At 71.8% G+C, this 22921-nt stretch carries 26 protein-coding genes and 1 riboswitch; of the genes, 12 read left to right on the forward strand and 14 right to left on the reverse strand.

Features of this window, described 5'->3' with window-relative positions; genetic code table 11:
• Positions 1-5: 5 nt before the first annotated feature.
• The 4 genes from ACFRFH_RS06040 (at position 6) to ACFRFH_RS06055 (ending at position 7233) form a co-directional block, all read left to right on the forward strand.
• A complete protein-coding gene (locus ACFRFH_RS06040; RefSeq protein ID WP_382462082.1) occupies positions 6-2996 on the forward strand; it encodes an alpha-mannosidase in 2991 nt (996 codons plus the stop codon).
• A gap of 131 nt (positions 2997-3127) precedes the next feature.
• Entirely contained in the window at positions 3128-3787 is a 660-nt protein-coding gene (locus ACFRFH_RS06045) for a response regulator (RefSeq protein ID WP_382462083.1), read from the forward strand.
• Positions 3784-5472, forward strand: coding sequence for a hypothetical protein (locus tag ACFRFH_RS06050; protein WP_382462084.1), 1689 nt, complete (start codon positions 3784-3786; stop codon positions 5470-5472). Before ACFRFH_RS06045 ends, ACFRFH_RS06050 begins: the two co-directional genes overlap by 4 nt.
• 456 nt (positions 5473-5928) lie before the next feature.
• Entirely contained in the window at positions 5929-7233 is a 1305-nt protein-coding gene (locus ACFRFH_RS06055; RefSeq protein ID WP_382462085.1) for a hypothetical protein, read from the forward strand.
• 74 nt (positions 7234-7307) lie between these two features.
• Here ACFRFH_RS06055 and ACFRFH_RS06060 read toward each other — a convergent pair whose 3' ends face one another.
• The gene (locus tag ACFRFH_RS06060) at positions 7308-7763 is read right to left on the reverse strand and encodes an Lrp/AsnC family transcriptional regulator (RefSeq protein ID WP_382457762.1); all 456 of its coding nucleotides are present in this window, start codon (positions 7761-7763) and stop codon (positions 7308-7310) included.
• Between the two features lie 82 nt (positions 7764-7845).
• On the opposite strand from ACFRFH_RS06060, the gene ACFRFH_RS06065 reads away from it, so the two are divergent.
• Positions 7846-8466, forward strand: a complete 621-nt coding sequence (locus ACFRFH_RS06065) for a LysE family translocator (protein ID WP_382462086.1) — start codon at positions 7846-7848, stop codon at positions 8464-8466.
• Here ACFRFH_RS06065 and ACFRFH_RS06070 read toward each other — a convergent pair.
• The 7 genes from ACFRFH_RS06070 to ACFRFH_RS06100 form a co-directional block, all read right to left on the reverse strand.
• A complete protein-coding gene (locus ACFRFH_RS06070; protein ID WP_382462087.1) occupies positions 8423-8767 on the reverse strand; it encodes a hypothetical protein in 345 nt (114 codons plus the stop codon). The genes ACFRFH_RS06065 and ACFRFH_RS06070 overlap by 44 nt on opposite strands.
• On the reverse strand, positions 8764-9726 hold the full coding sequence (locus ACFRFH_RS06075) for a DUF2599 domain-containing protein (protein WP_382462088.1): 963 nt from the start codon (positions 9724-9726) through the stop codon (positions 8764-8766). Before ACFRFH_RS06075 ends, ACFRFH_RS06070 begins: the two co-directional genes overlap by 4 nt.
• An 84-nt stretch (positions 9727-9810) precedes the next feature.
• Positions 9811-10485, reverse strand: coding sequence for an NUDIX domain-containing protein (locus ACFRFH_RS06080; protein WP_382462089.1), 675 nt, complete (start codon positions 10483-10485; stop codon positions 9811-9813).
• Positions 10482-10841 carry a YciI family protein gene (locus tag ACFRFH_RS06085; RefSeq protein WP_382462090.1) on the reverse strand — a complete coding sequence of 120 codons (360 nt, stop codon included), beginning with the start codon at positions 10839-10841 and terminating at the stop codon, positions 10482-10484. Before ACFRFH_RS06085 ends, ACFRFH_RS06080 begins: the two co-directional genes overlap by 4 nt.
• A 58-nt stretch (positions 10842-10899) precedes the next feature.
• Positions 10900-11880: a YihY/virulence factor BrkB family protein gene (locus ACFRFH_RS06090; RefSeq protein ID WP_382462091.1), complete on the reverse strand. Its 981-nt coding sequence runs from the start codon at positions 11878-11880 to the stop codon at positions 10900-10902.
• Positions 11870-12058: a hypothetical protein gene (locus ACFRFH_RS06095; RefSeq protein WP_382462092.1), complete on the reverse strand. Its 189-nt coding sequence runs from the start codon at positions 12056-12058 to the stop codon at positions 11870-11872. The genes ACFRFH_RS06090 and ACFRFH_RS06095 overlap by 11 nt, the downstream gene beginning before the upstream one ends.
• Before the next feature lie 11 nt (positions 12059-12069).
• Entirely contained in the window at positions 12070-12501 is a 432-nt protein-coding gene (locus ACFRFH_RS06100) for a phage holin family protein (protein ID WP_382462093.1), read from the reverse strand.
• Positions 12502-12618: 117 nt separating this feature from the next.
• Here ACFRFH_RS06100 and ACFRFH_RS06105 point away from each other — a divergent pair, with 117 nt between their 5' ends.
• From ACFRFH_RS06105 to crcB, 3 genes are all read left to right on the forward strand, one after another.
• Positions 12619-13173: a universal stress protein gene (locus ACFRFH_RS06105; RefSeq protein ID WP_382462094.1), complete on the forward strand. Its 555-nt coding sequence runs from the start codon at positions 12619-12621 to the stop codon at positions 13171-13173.
• A riboswitch (Fluoride riboswitch) is annotated at positions 13174-13248 on the forward strand. It begins immediately after the preceding gene.
• Positions 13249-13268: 20 nt separating this feature from the next.
• Positions 13269-13718: a fluoride efflux transporter FluC gene (locus ACFRFH_RS06110; protein ID WP_382462095.1), complete on the forward strand. Its 450-nt coding sequence runs from the start codon at positions 13269-13271 to the stop codon at positions 13716-13718.
• Positions 13715-14092 (forward strand): fluoride efflux transporter CrcB, encoded by a 378-nt coding sequence (gene crcB / locus ACFRFH_RS06115; protein WP_382462096.1) that lies wholly within the window; start codon positions 13715-13717, stop codon positions 14090-14092. The genes ACFRFH_RS06110 and crcB overlap by 4 nt, the downstream gene beginning before the upstream one ends.
• Positions 14093-14110: 18 nt before the next feature.
• Here crcB and ACFRFH_RS06120 read toward each other — a convergent pair whose 3' ends face one another.
• Positions 14111-14464, reverse strand: a complete 354-nt coding sequence (locus ACFRFH_RS06120) for a nuclear transport factor 2 family protein (RefSeq protein WP_382462097.1) — start codon at positions 14462-14464, stop codon at positions 14111-14113.
• Positions 14465-14531: 67 nt separating this feature from the next.
• On the opposite strand from ACFRFH_RS06120, the gene ACFRFH_RS06125 reads away from it, so the two are divergent.
• The gene (locus ACFRFH_RS06125; protein ID WP_382462098.1) at positions 14532-15032 is read left to right on the forward strand and encodes a hypothetical protein; all 501 of its coding nucleotides are present in this window, start codon (positions 14532-14534) and stop codon (positions 15030-15032) included.
• A gap of 1 nt (position 15033) precedes the next feature.
• Here the strand turns inward: ACFRFH_RS06125 and ACFRFH_RS06130 are convergent, their stop codons facing one another.
• Positions 15034-15486 (reverse strand): MarR family winged helix-turn-helix transcriptional regulator, encoded by a 453-nt coding sequence (locus tag ACFRFH_RS06130; protein ID WP_382462099.1) that lies wholly within the window; start codon positions 15484-15486, stop codon positions 15034-15036.
• A 135-nt stretch (positions 15487-15621) separates the two neighbouring features.
• Here ACFRFH_RS06130 and ACFRFH_RS06135 point away from each other — a divergent pair, with 135 nt between their 5' ends.
• The 3 genes from ACFRFH_RS06135 (at position 15622) to ACFRFH_RS06145 (ending at position 19668) form a co-directional block, all read left to right on the forward strand.
• A complete protein-coding gene (locus ACFRFH_RS06135; protein WP_382462100.1) occupies positions 15622-16836 on the forward strand; it encodes an MFS transporter in 1215 nt (404 codons plus the stop codon).
• Between the two features lie 46 nt (positions 16837-16882).
• Positions 16883-17869 (forward strand): hypothetical protein, encoded by a 987-nt coding sequence (locus ACFRFH_RS06140; RefSeq protein WP_382462101.1) that lies wholly within the window; start codon positions 16883-16885, stop codon positions 17867-17869.
• Positions 17870-17961: 92 nt separating this feature from the next.
• On the forward strand, positions 17962-19668 hold the full coding sequence (locus ACFRFH_RS06145) for a beta strand repeat-containing protein (RefSeq protein ID WP_382462102.1): 1707 nt from the start codon (positions 17962-17964) through the stop codon (positions 19666-19668).
• Between the two features lie 93 nt (positions 19669-19761).
• Here ACFRFH_RS06145 and ACFRFH_RS06150 read toward each other — a convergent pair whose 3' ends face one another.
• The 4 genes from ACFRFH_RS06150 to ACFRFH_RS06165 all read right to left on the reverse strand — a co-directional run bounded on the left by ACFRFH_RS06150 (position 19762) and on the right by ACFRFH_RS06165 (position 22888).
• Complete coding sequence (locus ACFRFH_RS06150) at positions 19762-20106, reverse strand: hypothetical protein (protein ID WP_382462103.1); 345 nt, start codon at positions 20104-20106, stop codon at positions 19762-19764.
• 93 nt (positions 20107-20199) lie between these two features.
• Complete coding sequence (locus tag ACFRFH_RS06155; RefSeq protein ID WP_382462104.1) at positions 20200-21240, reverse strand: NAD(P)/FAD-dependent oxidoreductase; 1041 nt, start codon at positions 21238-21240, stop codon at positions 20200-20202.
• A complete protein-coding gene (locus ACFRFH_RS06160) occupies positions 21237-21779 on the reverse strand; it encodes an isoprenylcysteine carboxyl methyltransferase family protein (protein ID WP_382462105.1) in 543 nt (180 codons plus the stop codon). Before ACFRFH_RS06160 ends, ACFRFH_RS06155 begins: the two co-directional genes overlap by 4 nt.
• Positions 21776-22888: a type III polyketide synthase gene (locus ACFRFH_RS06165; protein ID WP_382462106.1), complete on the reverse strand. Its 1113-nt coding sequence runs from the start codon at positions 22886-22888 to the stop codon at positions 21776-21778. Before ACFRFH_RS06165 ends, ACFRFH_RS06160 begins: the two co-directional genes overlap by 4 nt.
• Between the last annotated feature and the right edge of the window lie 33 nt (positions 22889-22921).

Raw genomic sequence — 22921 nt, forward strand, 5'->3', positions numbered from 1 at the left:
CCTCTTTGTACCAGCAGAACCAGCTCGCCGAGTTGCGGGTCGACCGTTTCGTCCGCGAGCGCCTGACGCCCGCCCTCGAGCGGGCGTCCGTCCCGGTGACCGTGGAGGCGTGGGAGGTGCCGGACGAGCCGGTGCCGTTCGCGCAGGCGGCGGAGGGCGCCTTCGAGCCGTTCGCCGTCGGGAGGCCGTGGGGGCGGCCGTGGGGAACGGTCTGGTTCCGCGTGACCGGGACGGTCCCGGCCGAGTGGTCGGCGGCGCCGGACGAGGTCGAGCTGGTCGTCGACCTCGGCTTCACCTCCGGTCAGGTCGGCTTCCAGGCGGAGGGGCTGGTCTGGGCGACCGACGGCACGATCGTCAAAGCGCTGGAGCCGCTCAACAACTACGTGCGGCTGCAGGCGGCGCCGGGGGAGTCGTTCGAGCTGTTCGTGGAGGCCGCCTCCAACCCCGACGTGGGGTCGGACTGGTCGTTCCGGCCGACGCCGGTCGGCCGGAAGTCGACCGCGCCGACCGACTCCATCTACACGCTGCGCCGGGTGGACGTCGTCCACCGCGACCGGGAGGTCTGGGAACTCATCCAGGACATCTTCACGGTGCGCGGCCTGGCCGCCGAGCTCCCGGCGACCTCGCCGCGTCGGGCCGCGCTGTTCGCCGCGCTGGAGGACGCGGTGACCGCGGTCGACCCGTTCGACGTCGGCGCGACCGCCTCGGCCGGGCGCGCGGCGCTCGCCGACGTGCTGGCGTCGCCCGCCGCTGCGACCGCGCACCGGGTGTTCGCGGTGGGCCACGCGCACATCGACTCCGCCTGGCTGTGGCCGGTGCGCGAGACGATCCGCAAGTGCGCGCGCACGTTCTCCAACGTCCTCGACCTCATGGACCAGGACCCGGACTTCGTGTTCGCGTGCTCGTCAGCGCAGCAGTTCGCGTGGATGCAACAGTTCTACCCCGAGCTGTTCGCGCGCATCCGCGTGCGGGTCGCCGAAGGCCGTTTCGTGCCGGTCGGCGGGATGTGGGTGGAGTCGGACACCAACATGCCCGGCTCGGAGGCGATGGCCCGCCAGTTCGTGGAGGGCAAGCGGTTCTTCCTGGAGGAGCTCGGCTACGAGCCGCGCGAGGTCTGGCTGCCCGACTCGTTCGGCTACTCGGGCGCCCTCCCGCAGATCGCGCGTGAGGCCGGGATGGACTACTTCCTCACCCAGAAGATCTCCTGGAACGAGACCAACAAATTCCCGCACCACACCTTCGACTGGGAGGGCATCGACGGCACGCGCATCTTCACGCACTTCCCGCCGGTCGACACCTACAACTCCATCCTCTCCGGCGGAGAGCTCGCTCACGCAGAGCAGAACTTCGCCGACAAGGGCCGCGCGAACACCTCCCTCGTGCCGTTCGGGTTCGGCGACGGCGGCGGCGGGCCGACGCGCGAGATGATCGCGGCGGCCGCACGCACTTCCGACCTGGAGGGGTCGCCGACCGTGCGGGTCGCGGCGCCGTCCGCGTTCTTCGCCGCCGCGCGCGCCGAGTTCGACCCGGCGCCGGTCTGGGCGGGGGAGCTCTACCTCGAGTTCCACCGCGGCACCTACACCTCGCAGGCGCGCACCAAGCAGGGCAACCGCCGCAGCGAGGCGCTGCTGCACGAGGCCGAGCTGTGGGCGGCGACCGCAGCGGTCAGGGCCGGCGCGGCGTATCCGGCGGAGGAGCTGCGCGAGGCCTGGCGGACGGTGCTGCTGCAGCAGTTCCACGACATCCTGCCCGGGTCGTCCATCGGCTGGGTGCACGACCAGGCCGTCGAGAACTACGCCGCGGTGGCGCGCAGCCTGGAGGACGTGATCGGGAGGTCGCTGGCGGCGCTCGCCGCCGGCGCGGCCGATTCCGACGCTGTCGCCAACGCCTCGCCGTACCCCGTGGACGGGATCGCCCCCGGCGGCATCGGCATCCCGTCCCGAGGTTCCGACGCCCGCGTCGAGCACGACGGCGACGCCATCCGGCTGGTCAACGACCGCATCGCCGTCACGGTCGACGCCGAGGGCCTCATCCCCTCGATCGTGGAGCTCGCGACCGGAAGGGAGGTGGTCCCCGCGGGCACCCGCGCCAACCTCCTCCAGCTCTTCCGGGACACCCCCACGCAGTGGGACGCCTGGGACGTCGACATCGAGTACCGGCTCGCGGGGGAGGACCTCACGCGCGTGGAGTCCCTCGAGGTCGTCGCCGAGACGCCCGAGTCGGTGTCGCTGCGCCTGGTCCGCCGCTTCGGCGCCTCCACGGTGACGCAGACGCTGACCCTCGCCGCCGGATCGCCCGCGCTGGATATCGAGACCCACGTCGACTGGCATGAGCGCCAGCGGATGCTGAAGCTCGGCTTCCCCGTCGACGTCCACACCACGTCGGCGCGCTCGGAGATCCAGTTCGGGCACATCGAGCGGCCCACGCACACCAACACCAGCTGGGACGTCGCCCGGTTCGAGACCAGCGCGCACCGCTGGGTGCATGTGGCGGAGCCCGGCTTCGGCGTCGGCGTCGCCAACGACGCGACCTACGGCCACGACATCACCCGGCACGAGCGCGAGGGAGGCGGCACCTACTCGCTGGTGCGCCAGACCCTCCTGCGCGCGCCGCTCTTCCCCGACCCGGAGGCCGATCAGGGCGAGCACACGCTGCGCAGCTCCCTCGTGGTCGGCGGCGTGGACGCGGCGATCGAGGCGGGCTACCGGCTCAACCTCCCGCTGCGCCCGGCCGCGGCCGCAGTCGAGCCGCTCGTCGCCTCCTCGTCGGCGGGCGTCGTCGTCGAGACCGTCAAGCTCGCCGAGGACGGCTCGGGCGACGTCGTCGTCCGGCTGTACGAGGCGCACGGCTCGCGGGCGTCGACCACGCTCGCGGTCGGCTTCCCGTACGAGCGGATCGAGCGCACCGACCTGCTGGAGCGCGTGACCGGCGACGCCGGGACGACGCTCGCGCTGCGCCCCTTCGAACTCGTCACGCTGCGGTTCGTCCGCGGCTGACCCAGACCGCCCGCCCCGGGCCGCGCGAACCCCGGGGCGGGCAACATCCACCGAGCTGCACCGTTCTGATCCCGAACGGGGGGCGCGTAATGCGGGCAATACATACCCCACGCCCGGTTAGTCTTTCCAACGTGGCGGTCGGTATGTGGCGCAGGCGGGTGCTCGTGGTCGAGGACCACGCCCTGATGCGTTCGCTCGTGGCCGACGCCTTCGCGCAGCGCGGGTTCGAGATCACCGCGGCGCCGTCAGCGGTGGATGCGCTGCGGCTCGTGGACGACGCCGACCCCGACCTCCTCGTGACCGACATCGACCTCGGCTCCCGGCCCAACGGCGTGGAGCTGGCGACGATCGTCCGCGAGCGTGCCCCGCACGTCGCCGTGATGTTCCTCAGCAACCTGTCGCGGGAGGCCGCGGCGGCCCAGGCCCGCGACACCGTCGAGGGGGCCTCCTTCGTCAACAAAGGCGCGATCGGCTCGGTCGCCGAGCTGGTCGACGCCGCGGAGGCCGTGCTGGCCGACCGGCCCGTCGAGCACCTGACCGGCGCGACCGGATCGCAGGGTGCCCTGCTCCGGCTGAGCCCGGCCCAGCGCGAGACCACCCGACTGCTCGCCGCGGGCCTCACGAACGCGGAGATCGCACGCCGTCGCGGCGTCTCGGTGCGGGCGGTCGAGAAGAGCGTGGAGCGCGTCTTCCAGGCACTCGGCCTCGCCGGAGACGACGGCATCGCCCCGCGGGTGGCGGCCGCGACCCTGTACACGGCGACGTTCGGCGACCCGGGGTCGGGGTTGTGAACCCGTCCGTCGCGTCGCGGGTCCGGCGCATCGTCGCGCAGGCGACAGGCCGTCACGCGATCACCTGGTGGACGTGGCTGATCACGGCCCCGGTCGCGCTGACCGTGATGTCGGGGCTGCAGTACGTGACCGGAGGACCGTGGGCGGTCGTCGCGGTGGCCTCCGTCGAACATCTTGCGGTCGGCCTCCTCCTGCTCGTGGGCTGGGCGCTGCTGCGAGTCACGCCGGCTCCGGTGCGCGCGGCGACGGTGATCATCGTGTTCGCCGTCGTCGGCGTCCTCCGTCCCGTCCTCTTCCTCGCCGCCGGATGGCTGCTGGGCATCCCTGTCGACGCCGGTGATCTCGGCGGACGGATGGCGATCAACCTGGTGACGACCGTCGCCGTGTTCTCGCTCATCGCGATCGCAGGCCAGCTCGTCGAAGACCATCTCGGCGTCTATCGACGGCTGCGCGCGGCGCAGGAGGCGTCGGCTCGCGATGCGATGCTGTCCGCGGACCGCGCGCGCGGTCTGCGGGACTCCGCCCTGGACGCCGTCTCCGAAGGGCTGGAGCGCGCCACCGTCGCGGCCGAGAGCCACGGTATCCGTCCTGTCGACGCCGCGAACCTGCTCCGCGAGCTGGCGGAGCAGGTCGTGCGCCCGGCCAGCCACCGGGTCTTCGACACGGACGCCCCGGCAGGGGAGGAGTCCGAAGCCGGCCGCGTGCGCAAGCGCGACTGGATCGCCTCCGTGCTCGGCGGGATGCAGGCGGCCCCTCCGCTCCTGCTCGCCGTGCTGTTCGCGGTGATGGTGCTCCCGTTCGGCGTCTGGCAGTACGGCCTGTTCTTCTGCCTCCCCCCGCTGGTGTGCGGCCTTCTCGTGATGTGGGGAGGGAACGTGCTGCTGGGGCTCGCGGCGACGCGGACTCCGCCCGCGTTGCGTGCGGTGGTCCTCGCGATCGGTTACGTCCTGATCGGTCTGTTGCTCTCGGCGAGCAGCGCGGTCACGGTCCGCCTGATGGGCGGTGACCCCGAGCTGGTCTGGTTCGAGGTCGCCTCGTACTGGCTGGTCGGCCTCGGTGTCGCATTCGTCGCCTCGCTCACCGCGCAGGTGCACCGGGATCAGAGCGAGCTCGAGGAAGCGGTCCAGGACAACATCCGCGCGGCGGCCGCGATTCGAGGCGACTTCGAGCGCGAGCGGGCCGCGCTCGCGAGGCTGCTGCACTCGGGAGTCCAGTCCGAGCTGATCGCCTCCGCGCTCGCCCTCGCGGCGGGACCGTCGGCGGATGCGTCGGCCGAGCTGCGCAGGGTGGTGTCGAGCATCCGTGCCGAGCTGAGCGCGCCGCGCGTGGAGCCGGACGCCGCCGAGCGGATCAGCGCACTGGTCGAGAGCTGGGCGTGCGCCATCCCGCTTCGGTCGTCGTTCGGCGACGACGTCTGGGAGCGCCTGCGCGAGCCCGTGCGTGCCGCCGCCGTGATCGACACGATCTCGGAGGGCCTGGCGAACGCGGTGCGCCATGGCGACGGGTCGGAGGTCACGCTCGACGTGATCGCCGCGTCCGGCGACGGGGTCTCGGTCGTGATCGTCTCCGGAGGGGTGCTGACCGCCGCTGTGCCGGGGATCGGCCTCCGGCAGCTCGCCGAGCGCGGGGACGTCGCGCTGCAGGAGGTCGCCGGCCGCGTCGAGCTCGCGGTGACCATCCCCTAGCGTTCCGGCTCGTTAGCATCCCGTCGCGCGGGCGGACGCCAGTCGTACCAGCCGTACCCGGTGATCTCTGAGTGGACTCGCAGGGTTACCTTCAAGGTGACCGGAACCCGCATCCGTCTTCGTCAGGGCCGGGGTGTTTCCGCGCGACCCGAACGCGCGGGATGCGCCCCGCCCCCGGCCTCCTGCGGCACTCCCCGGTGGTCCGCTTTCATCCGCGAGTTCGTCCCGTTCTCCGACGTCGTGCCCCGAATTGGTGCGATCTATTCGTCTGCATTGATAGAACGTCCAGCGGAAATTTGATAAGAATGATCGGTACGCCTGAAAGCGTCGTCCCCCCGCGGCGCTCGGACCCGACCGTCCCAGGCGAGTTCAGTTCGTCCCAGGAAGGCCCTTTTGCCCGAGTCCTCTGCCCCTCTGCGGCCTCGCCGCAGTACTCGGGGACCCGTCGTACTCGACGTGGACGAGCAGACGCAGGCAGTCGCCGACCCGATCACGGACTTCACGCAGGCGGAGTCGCTGGCCCCGGCCGCCCCGGTCGTCCCGGCGGCACCCGCTGCTCCGGCGCCGATGAGCCGCCGTGCCGCTCTGGAGGCCGAGCGTGCCCAGGCGCGCAAGACGCAGGCCGCCGCGAAGGCACAGGCGGCGCCGGTCGCCGAGCCGCGTGCCGTCGCCCAGGCGCCGCAGGCCGCTCCGGAGGACGGCATCGCGTCCCTGTTCGCCGAGACCCTGGCGGCTGAGGCCCCCGCGGCGCAGAGTGTCGCCGCCGAGAGCGCCGTCGCTGCGAGTGCCGTCGGCCGCCGTGGCGCCGCCGAGCAGCACACCGCGCCGCGGAAGAAGAAGCGCGTCGTCCGCGAGCGCGTCGTCATCAAGCCGACCCGCCCGTCCCGCGCCGAGCGGCGTGCCGCCGTGCAGCAGTCGTCCGTCCCCGCCGCGCAGGTCGCCGCCGGCCCGTCGGTCGCCGACCGCACGAACCCCCGCCACCCGCGTCTCGGCATCTACCGCAAGCTCCACACCGAGGGTCGCCACCGCCGCGGCTTCCACCTCTTCGTGCTCGTCGCGCTGACCGCGTTCTTCGGCACCGCCTCCCTCCCGGCGTACGCGACGACGGGCGAAGCCTCCGTCGGCGGCGCCGCCCGCACCGCCCTCGCCGTGCAGACCCTGACCGGCGGCAACGCCACCGCGCAGGTCGTGTCCCGCGACGGCCTCGGCATCGCGGAGAGCCCGCAGGCCCTCGACGCGACCACGAACAGCGCCGTGTCGCCCACCGTGCAGGCCCTCGCCGTGCAGCTCATGGGCGCGGTCGCCGCGGGCCGCCTGGTCGGCTCCACGCCCGACCACATCCCGGAGATCGCGAACCTCGCCGAGGGCAAGGTCGTCCCGAACTGCGGCGTCGACTACCGCGTGCTGCAGGCGATCTCGGTCGCCCTGGACAACTTCAGCCAGGTCGGCATCAGCGACATCAACCGCAAGTGCACCGGCCAGATCGAGGGCGCAGGCACCGACTCCGCGCACTACGCGGACGGCGGCGGCCACGCGGTCGACTTCTTCCTCCTGAACGGTTCGGCCCTCACCGGCGGCGACGCGAAGTCCCTCCAGCTCATCCGCCTTCTCGACCCGCTCGTGCCCAAGGGCTCCGGCCTGGGCCAGGCGGAGTGCCGCGGCTCGATCAGCGTGCAGAACTTCGCCCCGTTCGACGACACCTGCAACCATGTGCACATCGACTTCCTGAAGTCCCAGGGGGCGACGCTCAAGTACGGGTGAGCTCGGCCACGATTCGTGCCGAATCGCGACTTTGAGTGAGGCAATCACGACATTCGTGCCGAATCGCCGGGGCCTCACCCCAACGGAACCGCGACCCCCGACCCCAGCCGCTTCATCACCAGCGTCGACGTCATCCGCTGGATTCCCGGCAGCCCGCCGAGTTCGCCGTCGTACAACTCTTGGTAGGCCGCCAGGCTCGGCGTCAGGATGCGCAGCATGTAGTCCGGGTCGCCGAAGAGGCGTTCGGCCTCGATCACGTTCGGGATGGCGACCACCGCCTCCTCGAACGCGCCGACCGTGTCCGGGTCGGTGCGGCTGACCGTCACGAACACGATCGCCTCGAACGTGAGCCCGACCGCGGTCGGCGACACCACCGCGCGGTACTGCTCGATGACGCCCGACTGCTCCAGTTCTCGCACCCGGCGGTGGCAGGCCGACAGGCTCAAACCGACCCGGGAGGCCAGTTCCGTCACGCTGATGCGGCCGTCCTGTTGGAGGGTGGAAAGAATCTCCCGGTCAAGGCTGTCCATGTAAACTATTCTCCCGTAGTTTCGGCGATTCTTGCGCAGATTGCGAAGCACCTTTCGCGGATATTGCCGTAGCTTCTGCCTCATGAATCCCGCACTGGTCGCGCAGTTCTGGACGATCGGCGTCCTGCTCACGCTGACGCCCGGCGCCGACTGGGCGTACATCATGGGCGCCGGCGTGCGCGCCAAGTCCGCGGCGCCCTCGATCCTCGGGATGCTGACCGCCTACGCGCTGGTGATCGCGGCCGTCGCGCTCGGCGTCGGCGCGCTCGTCACGCAGTTCCCCGTCGTCCTCACGACACTCACACTCGGCGGCGGCGCGTACCTGATCTGGCTCGGGGTGACGGCCCTTCTCAAGCGCGCCGAGCCGGTCGGACCGCACGGCGAGCCGATCGTCGGAAGCGCGGCCTCCCAGTTCCTCCGCGGCGCGGGGGTCTCCGGGTTCAACCCGAAGGGCCTGCTGCTGCTGCTCGCGCTGCTGCCGCAGTTCACGTCGCCGACCGGGATGCCGGCGGCCGTCCAGATGCTGGTGCTGGGTGCGATCCAGCTGGCCGACATCGCGGTCATCTACACGCTGGTCGCCCTGCTCGCGCGGCGGCTGCTGCGGTCCCGGCCGCGCGCGCTCGTGATCGTCGGGAAGCTGTCGGGCGCGATGATGGTGCTCATCGGCGTGAGCCTGCTCGTGGAGCGGTTCCTGCAGCACTGAAGGCGCTTGAAGCGTTGGCGGGTGCGGATGCGCGGCGTGTATGGTCTCGCGACCGAACGGACAGAATCATGCCGATCGTCGTCAGAATCGAAGCGGCGATCAGAACGAGGAACTGGACGTTCACCGCGACCCAGATGAGCTCCTGGGCAGGCAGCATCTCCTCGCCATTCCATCCGCGCAGGTCGGCTCGCTCGATGATCGCGCCGTCGACCGCGTACCACCAGCAGGTGACGACGGCCGACGCTGCCGTCGCCACCAGCACGAGGAGCCATGTTGCGATCGCCCAACCGCGGTTCGTCATGGGTTACAGCTTGCGGCAACGGTGGCAGCGTATCCGACGTTGGGGCGGTTCTTGTCCAGGTTCCAACTCGTCTTGTTCGGGGCCCTGAACCGAACGAAGTCCCAATGGCAGAAGAACTGGTTGTACATCGTGCCCGTGTTCGCAGAGGGAGCGCGCTTGACGACCTCGTCCCACATCGCGAGACCTGCCATCGTGGGGGCGCCCCAGGCGCGGGCATACCAGGAGGGGTAAACCATCAGCGTGTTGCCGCTCCACGCCGTCGTGTCGACCAGGTTGATCCCGAGCCAGGGATCGGCGACGACTGGGAAGACGGTGTCTTCGGTGAATTCCACGACTTGAGTCAGTGTGGTGCCTGTGACCTCGTAGTGAGTGGGTACCGAGAGGCCGCGGGAATCCTTCGCGCACGGAGTAGCGATGTACAACGTCGGCCTTGCCTCGACGTCGGTGAGGTAGGCGGAACCGTCGTCTGCCAGATGGAGCGTCTGCTCGTTGTCTGCCGTCAGGTGATAGTCATAACGACGGGGCGCGGCTGCATCAGCGATGACGGTGTTGATCTGGATGCTGCCGTCACTCTGGACGATCGGGACGGTCGTCGAACCGTTGTTGTTATCGAACGACACGATTCCAGCCTTCTCCACGACGGCGTCGTCGGACCGGTTCGCGAAGGGGAGGGCGACGGTGATGTGATCTGCCCTCGGCCCGATCGAAATGCCGTCCGCGGGGTCGACCGGAACGGCGAGATCCACTCCGGCGAGGGTCGCCTCGATGGCGGACTCCCCGGTCGTGTCTGTGGCCACCGCGGCAGCAGCCGCGACTGTCTCAGGAGTCGCTGCGGTGACGGCGCTCAGCGCGCTGTCCCCGTTGTCGTCCGCCACGGCGGATGAGCTCACGACGCAGGAAGCGATGAGTGCGAGGCCGATCCCAGCCCCGGTGATTGAGTGCGCGCTCTTACGTTGCACGGTTGAGTCCCTTCAGATTCCGAACATGTGTAATCTCACATGTTCGGGCCATTCTGATGGAACTGAACTGTGGCGTCAAGAATTTCAGAACAGATTCAACGCCGCCCACTGCAGCAGGATGACGGTCTTCCCGTCCACGATCCGCCCGTCCGCGACCATCGCCAGAGCCTCGTCGTACGCCACGACGACCGGCTCGATCTCCTCGCCCTCCTCGGCCACGCCGCCTCCGCCGACGATCTCGCCCGGCCGGTACTCGGCCGCATAGAAGTGCACGCGCTCGGTCACCGAGCCCGGGCTCATGAACAGGTCGAACAGGTGGCGGAGGTCGCCCACCCGCACGCCCAGCTCCTCGGCGGCCTCACGACGGATCGCCTCGTCCGGGGCGTCCCCGTCCAGCAGGCCGGCGGCGGCCTCCACCAGCATCCCGTCCGGGTGGCCGTTGACGTAGGCCGGGAAGCGGAACTGCCGAGTGAGCAGCACGGTGCGCGCGGCGGGGTCGTACAGCAGCACGGTCGCGCCGTTGCCGCGGTCGTAGGTCTCGCGGGACTGCGTCACCCACGCGCCGTCACGCCCGCGGTAGTCGAAGGTGGTGCGGCGGAGGACGTGCCAGCCGTCGGACACGACCTCCACATCGGTGACGCGGACGGACGGGTTTCCGGTCGCGTCGAGGCCGGTGCGGTGCAGCCCGGTGCGCCCCCTGCTGTCCGGGACATCGTGCCCGGGTCGTGCGTCGTGTTCCGTCGATCCCTCACCGCTCATGGCAGGAGGGTATCGGACCTCTCTCCCGCGCGAATGTACGAGCCGACCACCTCGCGGACCTCCACGCCGCCGCCCTGCCAGGTGGCGGGGTTGCGGCGGGCGATGGCGAGGGCGGCCTCCCGGTCGGCGGCCTCCACGATGCCGATGCCCGCGATGATCTCCTTGCTCTCGGTGTACGGTCCGTCCGTGACGCCGTCGCCGCGGACGGAGGTCGCCTCCGTGAACGGGGCGAGCGCGAACGCCGCGGTCAGCGAGCCGTCGCCGATCAGGTCCTCCGAGTGCCGGTCGTGCTCGGCGAGCTCCTCGGGCGTGCCGGCGACGCCGTTGCCGTAGATGAAGATGGCGAACTGGGCCATGAGCGATCCTCTCTGTCGTCACCAGGACGTCGAACCGGCCGGCGCGGAATCGACAGCGTCAGCGCAGCTTCCGCCGCATGGCGCGCACGGCCAGGATGTCGGCCGCCTCGGCGTCCTGCGCCTTCACGATGGCCTTGTCCGACTTGAGCGGCAACTCGTAGCCGTTCTCGACCTCCACCCCGGCCAGGATCAGCCGGGCGCGGGCGATCTCCGCGTCGAAGACCGCGCCGAGCAGTAGCACGACGTTGGCGATCCAGATCCACAGCAGGAACACGATGATCCCGGCGAGCGTGCCGTACGTCTTGTCGTAGTGCCCGAAGTTCGCCACATAGAAGGCGAACAGGGCGGAGGCGACGCCGAGCAGGACGATCGCCACGACGGCCCCGGGGGTCAGCCAGCGGAACCGCGGCTGCCGGACGTTCGGAGTGGCCGAGTACAGCAGCGCGACCAGCAGCACCAGCGCGAACACGACCACCGGCCAGCGCAGGACGGACCACGCCGTCTTCGCCACGTCGCCGACGCCGAGGACGTTGCCGAGCGTCTGGAGGACCGGCCCGGAGATCACGAGCAGCACCGCCACGATGGCGATGAGCACGAGCGACGCGAGCGTCACACCGAGCTGGACCGGGCGCAGTTTGAACGCCGAGCGGCCCTCCCGGACGCCGTACACCCGGTTGAGCGCGCGCCCGAAGCCGCCGACGTACCCGGAGGCCGACCAGACCGCGCCGACGATGCCGACCACCAGCGCGACGCCGGTGGCGGGGGAGGTGGCGAGCGCCTCGATCGGGGCCTGGATGACGGTGAGCATCCCGGGGGCGAGCTGGTCGATCATCCCGAACAGCGCGTCGATGCCCGACTTGCTCTGACCGACCAGGCCGAGGACGCTGACGAGCGCGATCATGGCCGGGAACAGCGACAGCACGCCGAAGTAGGTGAGTCCCGCCGCGAGGTCGGTGCACGACGCCTGGCCGAAGCTGCGCAGCGTGCGCTTGAGGATGTAGCCCCACGGCAGTCGGCGCCGGGAGGTCTCAGCGGCCACGCGCCACCCCTCGCGCCACGAGAGCGGCGGCCCCGCCCAGCACCGCCAGGAACACCGCAGCGGCGGCGACGGGGTGCGACCGGATCTGCACGCGCACGTTGAAGGTGGCGAAGATGTCGTCGAGCGTCCCGGCGAGCTGGTCGCGGGTCTCCTCCAGCTCGAGCTTCAGTGTGTTCATCCCCTTGCCGCTCACGGCCGTTCCCCCTTCAGCGCCTGCGCGTCGGCCTTCAGCTCCGGCCCGAGATCCTCCGGGACCGGCGGCATCCCGCGCTTCAGCATGCCCCGGCCGATGAGGGCGACGATGATCGCCAGCACGATCAGGATGCCGGCGACGATGAGTGCGGCGAGCCAGCCGGGGACGATGAGCGCGAACGCGAACACGGCGGCCGCGACGAGGACGCCGAGCGCGAAGAACACGAACACCAGCGCGCCGACGAGGAGGCCGACCCCCACGCCCGCGGCCTTCGCCTTCGCCGTCATCTCGGCCTTGAACATGGCCAACTCGGCGCTGAGCAGCCGCTTGAGCTGGGCCGTCGCGTCGCGCGTCAGCTCCGGCAGCGGCCGGAGTCCGCGGGTGGTCCGGCGGCGCTCGCGGGGGAGCGCGGCCTTGTTCTCGGTCATTGCGTGTCCTCCCTGGGTTCGCGTCCGAACGTACCCCACGGCCGGGGAGGAGCCAAGGGAGCGCCTCACCGCGTGGCCCACAAGATCGTGGCCCACGCGATGGTGCACACTAGTCGCATGAGCGGCATCGGCGGCAATGGGGCGGGCGGCGGCGGATCGGCCGGCATCAGACCCGGGGGAGTGCTCGTCGCGGTCGTCCCCGGACAGCCGACCGCGGTGCTCGACGCGGCGGCGCGGCTCGCCGACGACCTGGACGTGCCGCTGGTGTGCGCCAACGTCGACCCCAACCGGTACCTGGTCTCCAGCTACGTGGACGGCACGGTCGTCGCGCTGCCGTACGACCCCGACCTCCCCGAGGTGGAGGACGAGACCTTCGACGTCGAGTTGGAGTCCGACATCCGCGAGGCGCTGAACGGCCGCGGCGTCCCGTACTCCCTGAAGCAGCTCGCGGGCGACCCGGCCTGGGCGCTCGCCCGGCTGGCGGACGAGATGGACGCGCGGTACATCGTGGTGGGCACGCGCGAGGCGGGCCTGCGTGGCAGCCTTCGTGAGTTCTTCAACGGCTCCGTCGCGGTGCACCTGGCGCACCGGCAGCACCGGCCGGTGATCGTGGTGCCGCTGGCGCCGGTCAGCGGGTCTGGGGCGCTGCCGTGGGAGGACCCGCCGGTATAGTGGTCCAGCGGCGATGGATCTCGCCGGGGCCTTCCAGCCCGAACCGCGACGGTCGCTGATAGTTCCTGCGCTTCATTGTGAAGGGTGGATGACGCTTGCCCGCGAGAACCCCGCTGCCGGTGCACCTGCACTGGCGCTCCGTCCTGCTCGTCTTCGCCGGCGGTGCGATCGGCACCACGGTGCGCTACCTTCTCTCGGCGACGGTGCCCACGGTCGCCGGCATCCCGCTCATCACGCTCGTCATCAACGTGACCGGTGCGTTCGTGCTCGGCTGGCTGCTGGAGGCGCTGGCCCTGCGCGGACCGGACGCCGGGCGGCGCCGCGACCTGCGGCTGTTCGCCGGCACCGGCATCCTCGGCGGGTACACGACCTACAGCTCGTTCGCCGTAGACACGGACGGGCTGTTCGCGGCACACAATCCCGGCGCCGGGATCGGGTACGCGGTGGCGACCATCCTGATCGGCGCGCTGGCGTCGGTCGCGGGGATCGCGGCGGCCGCTGCGCTCGGGAGGCGACGTGCGCGCCGGTCGGGGGCGGCCGAGTGACGCCGCTGCTGGTGCTCGCCGTGGCGGTCGCGGGCGGCCTCGGAGCCGTGGCGCGGCTGGTGTTCGACGGGGTGCTGCGCAGCCGGTTCCGGATCAACTTCCCGTTCGGCACCACGGTCATCAACGTGACGGGGTCGTTCCTGCTGGGTCTCGTCACCGGGCTGGCGCTCGCGCACGGCCTGCCTCCCGAGTGGCGGACCATCCTCGGCACGGGGTTCCTCGGCGGCTACACGACGTTCAGCACGGCGAGCTACGAGACCGTGCGGCTGGCGCAGCAGCGGCGGTACCGGGCGGCGCTGTTCAACGGCGTGGGGATGCTGATCCTCGCGCTCGCCGCGGCCGGGCTTGGGCTCTGGCTGGGCGGGTTGCTCTGATCGCCGACGGGCGCCTGCTCAGGCCTGCTGCTCCATCCACCACTCGGTGAACTCCTCGGCGCGGCCGTCGCCGGCGAGCACCACCACCCACAGGTTCGAGTAGGTCGGCCCGTCGTGGTAGTCGGTGACGCCCTCCACGAAGTACTGCGACCCGTCCTGGCCGAGCAGCCGCCACTCGAAGTCGACGGATCCCGGGTCGTCCTGCGCGTCGAGCCAGCCCTCCACGATCTCGAGGTGACCGTCCCACGGCTCGGCGAACGGCTCGGTGCGGTAGCTCGCGTCCTCGGTGAAGAGCGCCTTGATGTCGTCGGGGTCGTTCGTCTCCCACGCGCGGCGATAGCGGTCGATCCAGGACGTGATCGCGTCGGCCATGTTCCCCGTTATACGCCCAGGCCGGGCGCACCCGCCAGACTTGACAGCGCGCCACTACGCTGTGCGCATGGTGGGGATCTTCCGCGAGTGGTCGGAGTTCAACGTCGCGGTCGCGGGCGCCGGTGCGGCCCTGGGAGGCCTGCTGATCGTGGCGCTGTCGGTGAACATCTGGCAGATCGCGGAGTCGCGGGGGCTCGCGGCGCGGGCCGGCGCGTCGATCGCGACGCTCATCCTTGGCGTCGCGCTGAGCTGCGCGGCGCTCATCCCGGGGCAGGCGCCGTGGGGGTTCGGCGTGCAGGTCGTCGTCGGGACGCTGATCGGCGGGTTCGTCGCCGTGCGGTCGTCGATCGCCATCCGGCGGGACTCGGCGGCGACCGGCTACGGACGGTACGACGTCGAACGCATCTCGTTGTTCACGGTGCCGCTGCTGCTGGACCTCGCCGGTGGGCTGCTGCTGCTCAGCGGGGTCGCGGCGGTCGGGCTGGTGCTCGTGGCGGTGGCGACGATCCTCGCGATCGTGACCACGGTGGTGTTCTCGTGGGTGGCGCTGGTGGAGGTGCTGCGGTAGGTCAGCTGCGAGCGAGGGCGAGCTGCGGCAGGGCGTCGAGCAGCGGCGCGAGCTCGGGGATGCTGTGCGCCTCCTGGAGGGCGGCCTCCAGCGCCTCGTCGTGCACCGGACGGGCGCTGTCGAGCAGTTCGTGGCCCCCGGAGGTGAGCTCGGTGTAGATGCCGCGCCGGTCGTCCAGACAGTCGATGCGGGTCAGGAGGCCGCGCTCCTCGAGCCGATTGACCAGACGGGTGGTCGCGGACGGGCTCAGCGCGCTGGCGCGGGCGAGCTGCTGCATGCGCATGTGCCAGCCGTCCTGCCGGCTGAGCGCGTCGAGGACGGTGTACTCGACGACGGAGAGGCCGGCCGCGCGGGAGAGCGCCTTCTCCAGCTCGTTCTCGATGAAGTTGTGCAGCGCGGCGAGGGTGCGCCAGCCCTGTGCGCGCACCTCGACGGCGTCGTCGGCGATGCCCATGTGCGGTCTCCTCGGTGCTCGGTCGGCGGTTCGTGCTTGCGCAAAGTAATTGCATGTGCAACTATTTATGACGCGTCTGCAAGTACTTAGTGTACGCGGTCGCCCCTCCCATCCCAGACTTTCCCAGGAGTTCTCATGCCTGCTGGCCTGATCGCCCTCGCGTTGGGCGGCTTCGGCATCGGCCTCACCGAGTTCGTCATCGCCGGACTGCTGCCCGAGGTGGCCGCCGACTTCCATGTCGACGCCGCCGCTGCCGGGTGGCTCATCTCCGGCTACGCACTCGCCGTCGCCGCCGGCGCGATCGGCCTCACCGCTGCCGTCACCCGCCTCCCGCGCAAGACCGTGCTGCTGGGACTGATGGTGCTGTTCATCCTCGGCAACGCGATCTCCGCCCTGGCGACCGACTACCCCACGATGCTCACCGGACGCCTCGTCGCCGCCCTCTGCCACGGTGCCTTCTTCGGCATCGGCTCTGTGGTCGCCGCGAGCCTGGTCGACCCCAGCCGGAAGGCGCGGGCCATCGCCATCATGTTCACCGGTCTGACGGCCGCCAACGTCCTCGGGGTGCCGTTCGGGACGCTGCTCGGCCAGCAGTTCGGGTGGCGGTCGACGTTCTGGGCGATCACGGTCGTGGGAGTGGTGGCGTTGATCGGTGTGGCGGTGCTGGTGCCGGGCGCCCCCGCGACCACCGCCCACGCCGGCCTGCGAACCGAGCTCCGCGCCTTCCGCTCCGGCCAGCTCTGGCTGTCGTTGGCGGCGACCGTCCTCGGCTTCGGCGGGATGTTCGGTGCCTTCACCTACATCGCCTACACGTTGACCGGGCTCTCGGGCTTCCCCGCGGCCGCGGTCCCGTGGCTGCTGATCCTGTTCGGACTCGGGCTGTTCGTCGGGAATGCGATCGACGGCAGGTTCGCCGACCGCTCGATCGACGGGACACTCCTCGTCGTGCTGGCTGTGCTCGCGGTGATCCTCGCCGCGTTCGCGCTGCTCGCCGCTCTGCCGGTCGCCACTGTCGTCGCGCTCGTGCTGATGGGGGCGTTCGGCTTCGCGACGGTCCCCGGCCTCCAGCTCCGTGTCCTCCGCTCGGCCGACGCCGCGCCGACGCTGGCCTCCGGGGCGAACATCGCCGCGTTCAACGTCGGAAACGCGCTCGGCGCCTGGCTGGGCGGCCTCACCATCGCGGCCGGGCTCGGCTACGCCTCCCCGTTGTGGGTCGGCGCCGCGATGACCGTTGCGGCGCTGGCCGTCGTCGCGGTCGCGGCAGCCGCCCGAGCCGGACGCTTCCGGTCTGGTAGACAGAGGCGTACACTCGCACCTGTCTCGAACGGAAGACCGACGATCAGGGGGTGATCGTGTGGTGGATGTGCCCGAAGTGCGGCGCTCCTCTCACGCTCCCGTGCGGCTTCTGATCGGATCCCTCGTCCTCGGCAGCGGCATCGTCGCACTGGGACTGCTGTTCGGCGGCGGCACTGCGAACGCTGCCGAAGCGCCGGCGCCTGGCCCGCTGGGGGGAGTGGTCGCGACCGTCGCGTCGGTGACGCCCGCCGCTCCGGCTCCCGTCCGGGAGGTGGCGGCGCAGGTCGTCCAGCCGGTGGCGAGCGTGGTGCAGCAGGTGGCGGCCGCCGCGCCGGTGGAGGCCGTGGTGAACCCGGTCGCACACGCGGCGGGTCGGGTGGTGGCGGCGCCGGTGGAGCTGGTCGCTCCCGCGGCTGCTGTGCCGGCCGCGGGCGGTGGGACCACGGGTGCTGAGACCTCGACCTCTGGCGCGTCCGCGCAGGTCGCCGACGCCCCCGCCTCCCAGGCTCCGGCCCTGCAGACTGCGTTGGCGCGCCTGCCTCTGATGGGCACTCTTGCCGCGCCGCTCACTCAGGTGACGTCGGTGCTCGCGAACCACCCCGTCAGCACCCTGACCGCGCCGATCGCCGCTGCCGCGGACGGCGTCCTCGCGGGCGTCGCGGGACTCGTGGTGGGCACCGTCCGACCGCTTGCCGTTCCCGGAGCCGCTGGACCCGGGGGCGAGCAAACCGCCATCCCGCTGGTCGACGTCCAGCCGGCCGTCGCTCCCGCGTCTGCCGCTGTGGAGCGCACTGTGCGTGCCGTGGCTCCGTACTCGCCGGCCTCCGTGCCGACCGCCGGCGCGGCCTCCGCGCTGCTCGCCGACGCCCCGTACCGGGACTCCGACGTCCCGTCGCCGGGGAACCCCTCGGGTGTGCTCGGGACGAGCCCCGGCGCCGCCCAGTCCGGTGGCTACAGCTCGGGCTTCGCCACGCTCGGAGGCAGCCCGGCCTGGCCCGCAACCGCCGCGAGCGTCCGCGCCGGCCTCCCGGCGGACGACGACCTCCCGACTTCACCCGTCTTCGATCACGACATCAGCCCCGACTGAGTGGGTTCCTCCCGCCCTGCGCACCCGCGCGGCGCGGACACGGAACCCGAACCCCCGACCGGGAGTTCGACACTCACTCGAAAGGCTGAACGATGAACAAGTATGTCTCCAGAGGGTTGTGGTTCACCCTCTGCGTCGGCGGGCTGTGGCTCGCCGGCACCGCGGCCGCGAACGCCGCGGAACCACCGACGACAACAGGGTCCGGCGGCATCGCGTCCGGCGGCCAGGCCGTACTCGGCGTCACGGCGCCGGTGACCGCCACCGGAAACGGGATCGCCGTGCTCGGCGACTCCACCGCGTCCGGCGCGTCCGCCGCTCCGGCAGCGCCCACGCAGGCGCCCGCCGCCAGCACCAGCGGACTCGGGTCCGTTGCCGGCGGCGACCAGGGCCTGCTCAGCGTGGCCGTTCCGGTCACGGTGTCCGGGAACGCGGCGAGCGTGGCAGGCGACGCGACCAGCGGCGCTGCGCCGGCTGCCGCAGCACCTGCGCCCGCGGCCGCCGCGACCGCCCCTGCGACGACCTCGGGTTCGAATGGTGTGCTGTCCGGTGCTCAGGCGCCGGTCGCTGCCGCGGTTCCGGTGAACGCGAGCGGCGACTCGGTGGCAGTGCTGGGCGATGCGAGCAGCGGAGGTTCGGCCGCTCCGGCGTCCACCACGTCCACCGCTCCCGCTTCGAGCATGACGACCTCGGGTACGGATGGTGTGCTGTCGGGTGCTCAGGCGCCGGTCGCAGCGGCCGTTCCGGTCACCGCGACCGGCAACTCGGTTGCGGTGCTGGGGGACGCGAGCAGTGGCGGGACGGCTTCGGGCGTCCCGGCATCCTCGGTGCCCATGGCTTCGGGTCTGACCACGTCGGGTTCGAATGGTGTGGGCTCGGGTGCTCAGGCACCAGTGTCCGCCGCGGTTCCCGTCGACGCGACCGGCAACTCGGTGGCGCTGCTCGGGGATGCGAGCAGCGACGGGTCCTCGTCGTCCGCTCCGGCGTCGTCCGGCACTCCTTCCGCCTCGGGCGCGACCACCTCGGGCGCGAACGGTGTGGGCTCGGGTGCGCAGGTTCCGGTGAACGCGGCTGCTCCCGTGACCGCTTCCGGCAACTCGGTCGCGGTGCTGGGTGACGCGGGCAGCACGATGCCTCAGTCGTCCGCCCCGGCGTCGTCTGCTCCCGTCTCGTCGGGCATGACGACCTCGGGCGCGAACGGTGTGGGCTCGGGTGCGCAGGTTCCGGTGAACGCGACCGCTCCTGTGACCGCTTCCGGCAACTCGGTGAGTGTGCTCGGTGACGCGAGCACCGCCGGCGGCGTGACCGCTCCTGCTTCGTCGGGAGGGGCCACGGCACCGGTCACCACGGGTGACGGCAGCATCCTCGGTGGCGTGCAGGTGCCGATCGGGGCCGCGCTTCCGGTCGCAGCGGGCGGCGACGCCGTCGCTGTCGGCGGGAATGCGACGACCAGTGCCGTGACCACTCCGGTCGCGTCGGGTGCGACGATCACAGGGACGGGTCAGGCCGGCGGGACCGCTGGGCCCGGGACCATGACCGGGACGGTGACCGACCCGGCGACGGTGGCCTCCGCCGCGCTGGGTTCGTCCGCGCTGGGCTCGAGCACCCTGGGCTCGACCGCGCTGGGCTCGACCGCGCTCGGCTCGTCCGCGCTCGGCTCGACCGGTCCGGCCGCGTCCATGCTGGCGTCGACCGGTTCGGACGCGCTGACCTTCGGGTCGATCGCCGCACTGTTGGCGATGCTCGGAACCGTGCTGCTCTTCGGAGCCGCGAACAGGGAGCGCCGCCACCACACGCGGTGACGGAACTCTCGAACACCGCGACGGGGCTGGGTCGGTCGGAGGACCGGCCCGGCCCATCGCCGCGCGCCGTCCGAGAGGAGCCCCGCGCACCCGTCAGAACCCGATCGGCCGCCCCGGCGTCAGCGGCGCCTCGCTCGCGGTGAACATCTCCCCGCTGTTGTACTCGGCCTCCCGCCGTTCGACCTCCGCGATCAGGGCCTTGTTCAGCATCTCGGACCAGCTGCTGTCCCGCTCCTCGAAGGACGTGGAGCGGTAGGCCGCGCGGGCGCGGTTGCGCAGCGTCTCGGACAGGTAGAAGGTGACCGTCGTCCTCCGGTCCGTGGTCAGGGTGCCGGCGACGGCGGTCGGCCGCGCGGGCGTCTCCGCCGGCCGCTCGTCCGCGAGCGAGGGTTCCGCCTCGACGTCCGGGGTGGCAGGGGAGAGGTCTTGAAGAGTCACGAACGCACCTCGCAAAATACCGCATGTGTCATCTACCGGCAACATACTACGCGATGACACGACAGGAGGCCAGCGAGGGAGGCGATGCCTGTTTCAGCGGGACAGGCGCTCGACGATCGCGCCGAAGAGCTGCGGCCGCGCGGTCGCGGTCGGTACGATCCGCGGACGGAACGGCGACCGGGCGGCGACCACCAGCCCGGTCGTCAGCATCCGGAAGTCGCGTGTCGTCGACCGCCAGGCCCGCTCGTACTGCTCGGTGTTCCCCGCGCGCACGGCGGCGACGGCGGCGCGCGCCTGCGCGAACCCCACCCGCATCCCCTCGCCGGTGAGCGCGTCGACGTACCCGGAGGCGTCCCCGGCCAGCAGCACGCGGCCGGATGCTCGGGAGCGCGAGCGCTGCAGGAGCGGCCCGGCTCCGCGTGCGTCCGTCACCGGCTCCGCACCTGCCAGGCGCTCGGCGAGCTCCGGGATCGTGGCGATCGCCGCCTCCTGGTCGAGAGGGCGGGGGCCGAGCACGGCGACGCCGACGGTGCGGTCGTCCACGGGCGTCACGTAGGCCTCCACGAGGGGGGACCAGTGCACCTCGACCAGGTCGGTCCACGGCGCGACCGCGTAGTGCCTGCGGAGTCCGTAGCGCCGGCGAACGGGGTGCTGGGCGCGCCCCTCCAGCCCGAGCAGCCGCCGGACGGGGGAGTGGAGGCCGTCCGCCGCGATCACCCACGGGGCGTCGATCGTCTCCCCGCCGGCGAGGCTCAGCTCCACGCCGTCCCTGCGCTGGGTGAGCCCGGCGACGCGTCCGCGGACGATCGGCGTGCCCAGCTCGGCGGCGCGCCGGGCCAGCTCGCGGTGCAGCACCGTGCGGCGGACGCCGCGTCCCGGCCGCTCGGCGAAGCGGTGCTCGACGCGTCGCGCGCCGTCCAGGTAGGCGATCCCGTCCAGCCGGTGGCCGGGCGGGTCGACCCCGATCCGGTGGAGGGCGGCGAGGGCGCCCGGCATCAGGCCCTCGCCGCAGGCCTTGTCGATCGGATCGTCGCGGGGCTCCACGACCACGACCTCCATGCCCGCGAGCCGCGCCTCGATGGCGCACGCCAAGCCGATCGGCCCGCCGCCGACCACGACGAGCCCGGTCGTCATGCGGAGGCGGCGGAGGCCGAGGACGCGGCTGTGAGGGAGGCGAGCGCCCGGTTCTCGCACGGGAGCCGGAAGGCCAGCAGCAGCACCGCGTTCAGCACGGTGAAGGCGAGCGCCGTGATCCACGCCGTGTGCACGAGCGGGAGGGCGAACCCCTCAACGACGACGGCGACGTAGTTCGGGTGGCGCAGCCAGCGGTACGGGCCGCGCTCGACCAATGGGAGGCCGGGGACGACGATGACGCGCGTGTTCCAGCGCGGGCCCAGCGTCGCGATGCACCACCAGCGCAGCGCCTGGCTCGCCAGCACGAGCACGAGCATGGGCCAGCCGAGCCACGGCAGGAACGGCCGGTCGAGCAGCCAGACCTCCGCCAGGCAGGCGAGCAGGAGGCCGGTGTGGAGGGCGACCATCGGCGGGAAGTGCGCGCGACCGTACTCGACGCCGCCGCGGGCGAACGACCAGCGGGCGTTGCGCGCGGAGACCACGAGCTCGGCGATCCGCTCGGCGCCGGTGGCGAGGATGAGGGCGGTGTACCAGATCATGCTGCCGAGCCGATCGCGCGCGGGGCGGCGTCCGCTGCCTCCGTCCCTGCCGCCCACTTCAGCAGCACCAGCTCGCTGGTCACGCCCGGCCCGAGCGCGAACAGCAGCCCGACCGTCCCGGCCGGGTGCACGTCCAACTGCTCTGCCAGCACATGCAGCACCGCCGCCGACGACAGGTTGCCGACGCGCGCCAGCGACCGCCAGCTCGCCTCCAGGGCGTCCGCCGGCAGGTCGAGCGAGCGGGCGAAGGCCTCCAGCACCTTCGGGCCACCGGGATGCGCGGCCCAGGCGCTGACGTCCGACACCGCCAGATCGTGCTCGGCGAGGAGGCCGCGGGCGTCGTCGGCGAAGTTGTTGTCGATCACGTCGGGCACGCCGGCGCTCAGGACGATGCGGAAGCCCGTCCCGCCGATGTCCCAGCCGATCACGTCCTCCGTGTCGGGGTAGATGCGGCTGCGCGTGTCGACGACCTCAGGTCCGGGGAGGCCGAGCTCGCGGGCGCGATCGTCGCCCGCCATCACGACCGCCGCGGCGCCGTCGCCGAAGAGCCCGCTCGCGACGATGTTGGCCATCGAGTCGTCGCGCGCCTGCACGGTCAGCGAGCACAGCTCCACCGAGAGCAGCACCGCGATCTCGCCGGGATGCCCGGCCAGGTAGTCGTGCACGCGGGCGATCCCGGCCGCACCGGCGACGCAGCCGAGCCCGAAGCTCGGCAGCCGCTTGACGTCCGGCCGCATCCCGAGCCGCTGCACGAGCTGGGCGTCGATGGAGGGCGCGGCGATCCCGGTAACGGAGGTGAAGAGGAGGTAGTCGACGTCGGTGGCGCGCAGGCCCGCGGTCGCGAGCGCCTGGGTCACGGCGCGCTCGGCGAGCGTGGTGCCCTCGGCGATGAAGAAGTCGTTCGACTCCCGGAACGAGGCGATCGAGCTGTACCGCTCGAGCGGCATCACGAGGCTGCGCGTCTCGACCCCGCTGGCGGCGTGGATGCGCCGCATGACGGCCTGCCGCTGCGGGTCGCTGGTGATCATCGCGAGGAGCGCGGCGGTGATCTCGCCCTGGCTGTAGCTGCGGGCGGGCAGCACGGGCGCCACGGCGACGATACGGCTCACATGCGAAACGTACCACCGGGGTGGTTCCGGGCG

It is taken from the genome of Leifsonia sp. NPDC056824 (assembly GCF_042789575.1).
Classification (GTDB): domain Bacteria; phylum Actinomycetota; class Actinomycetes; order Actinomycetales; family Microbacteriaceae; genus Leifsonia.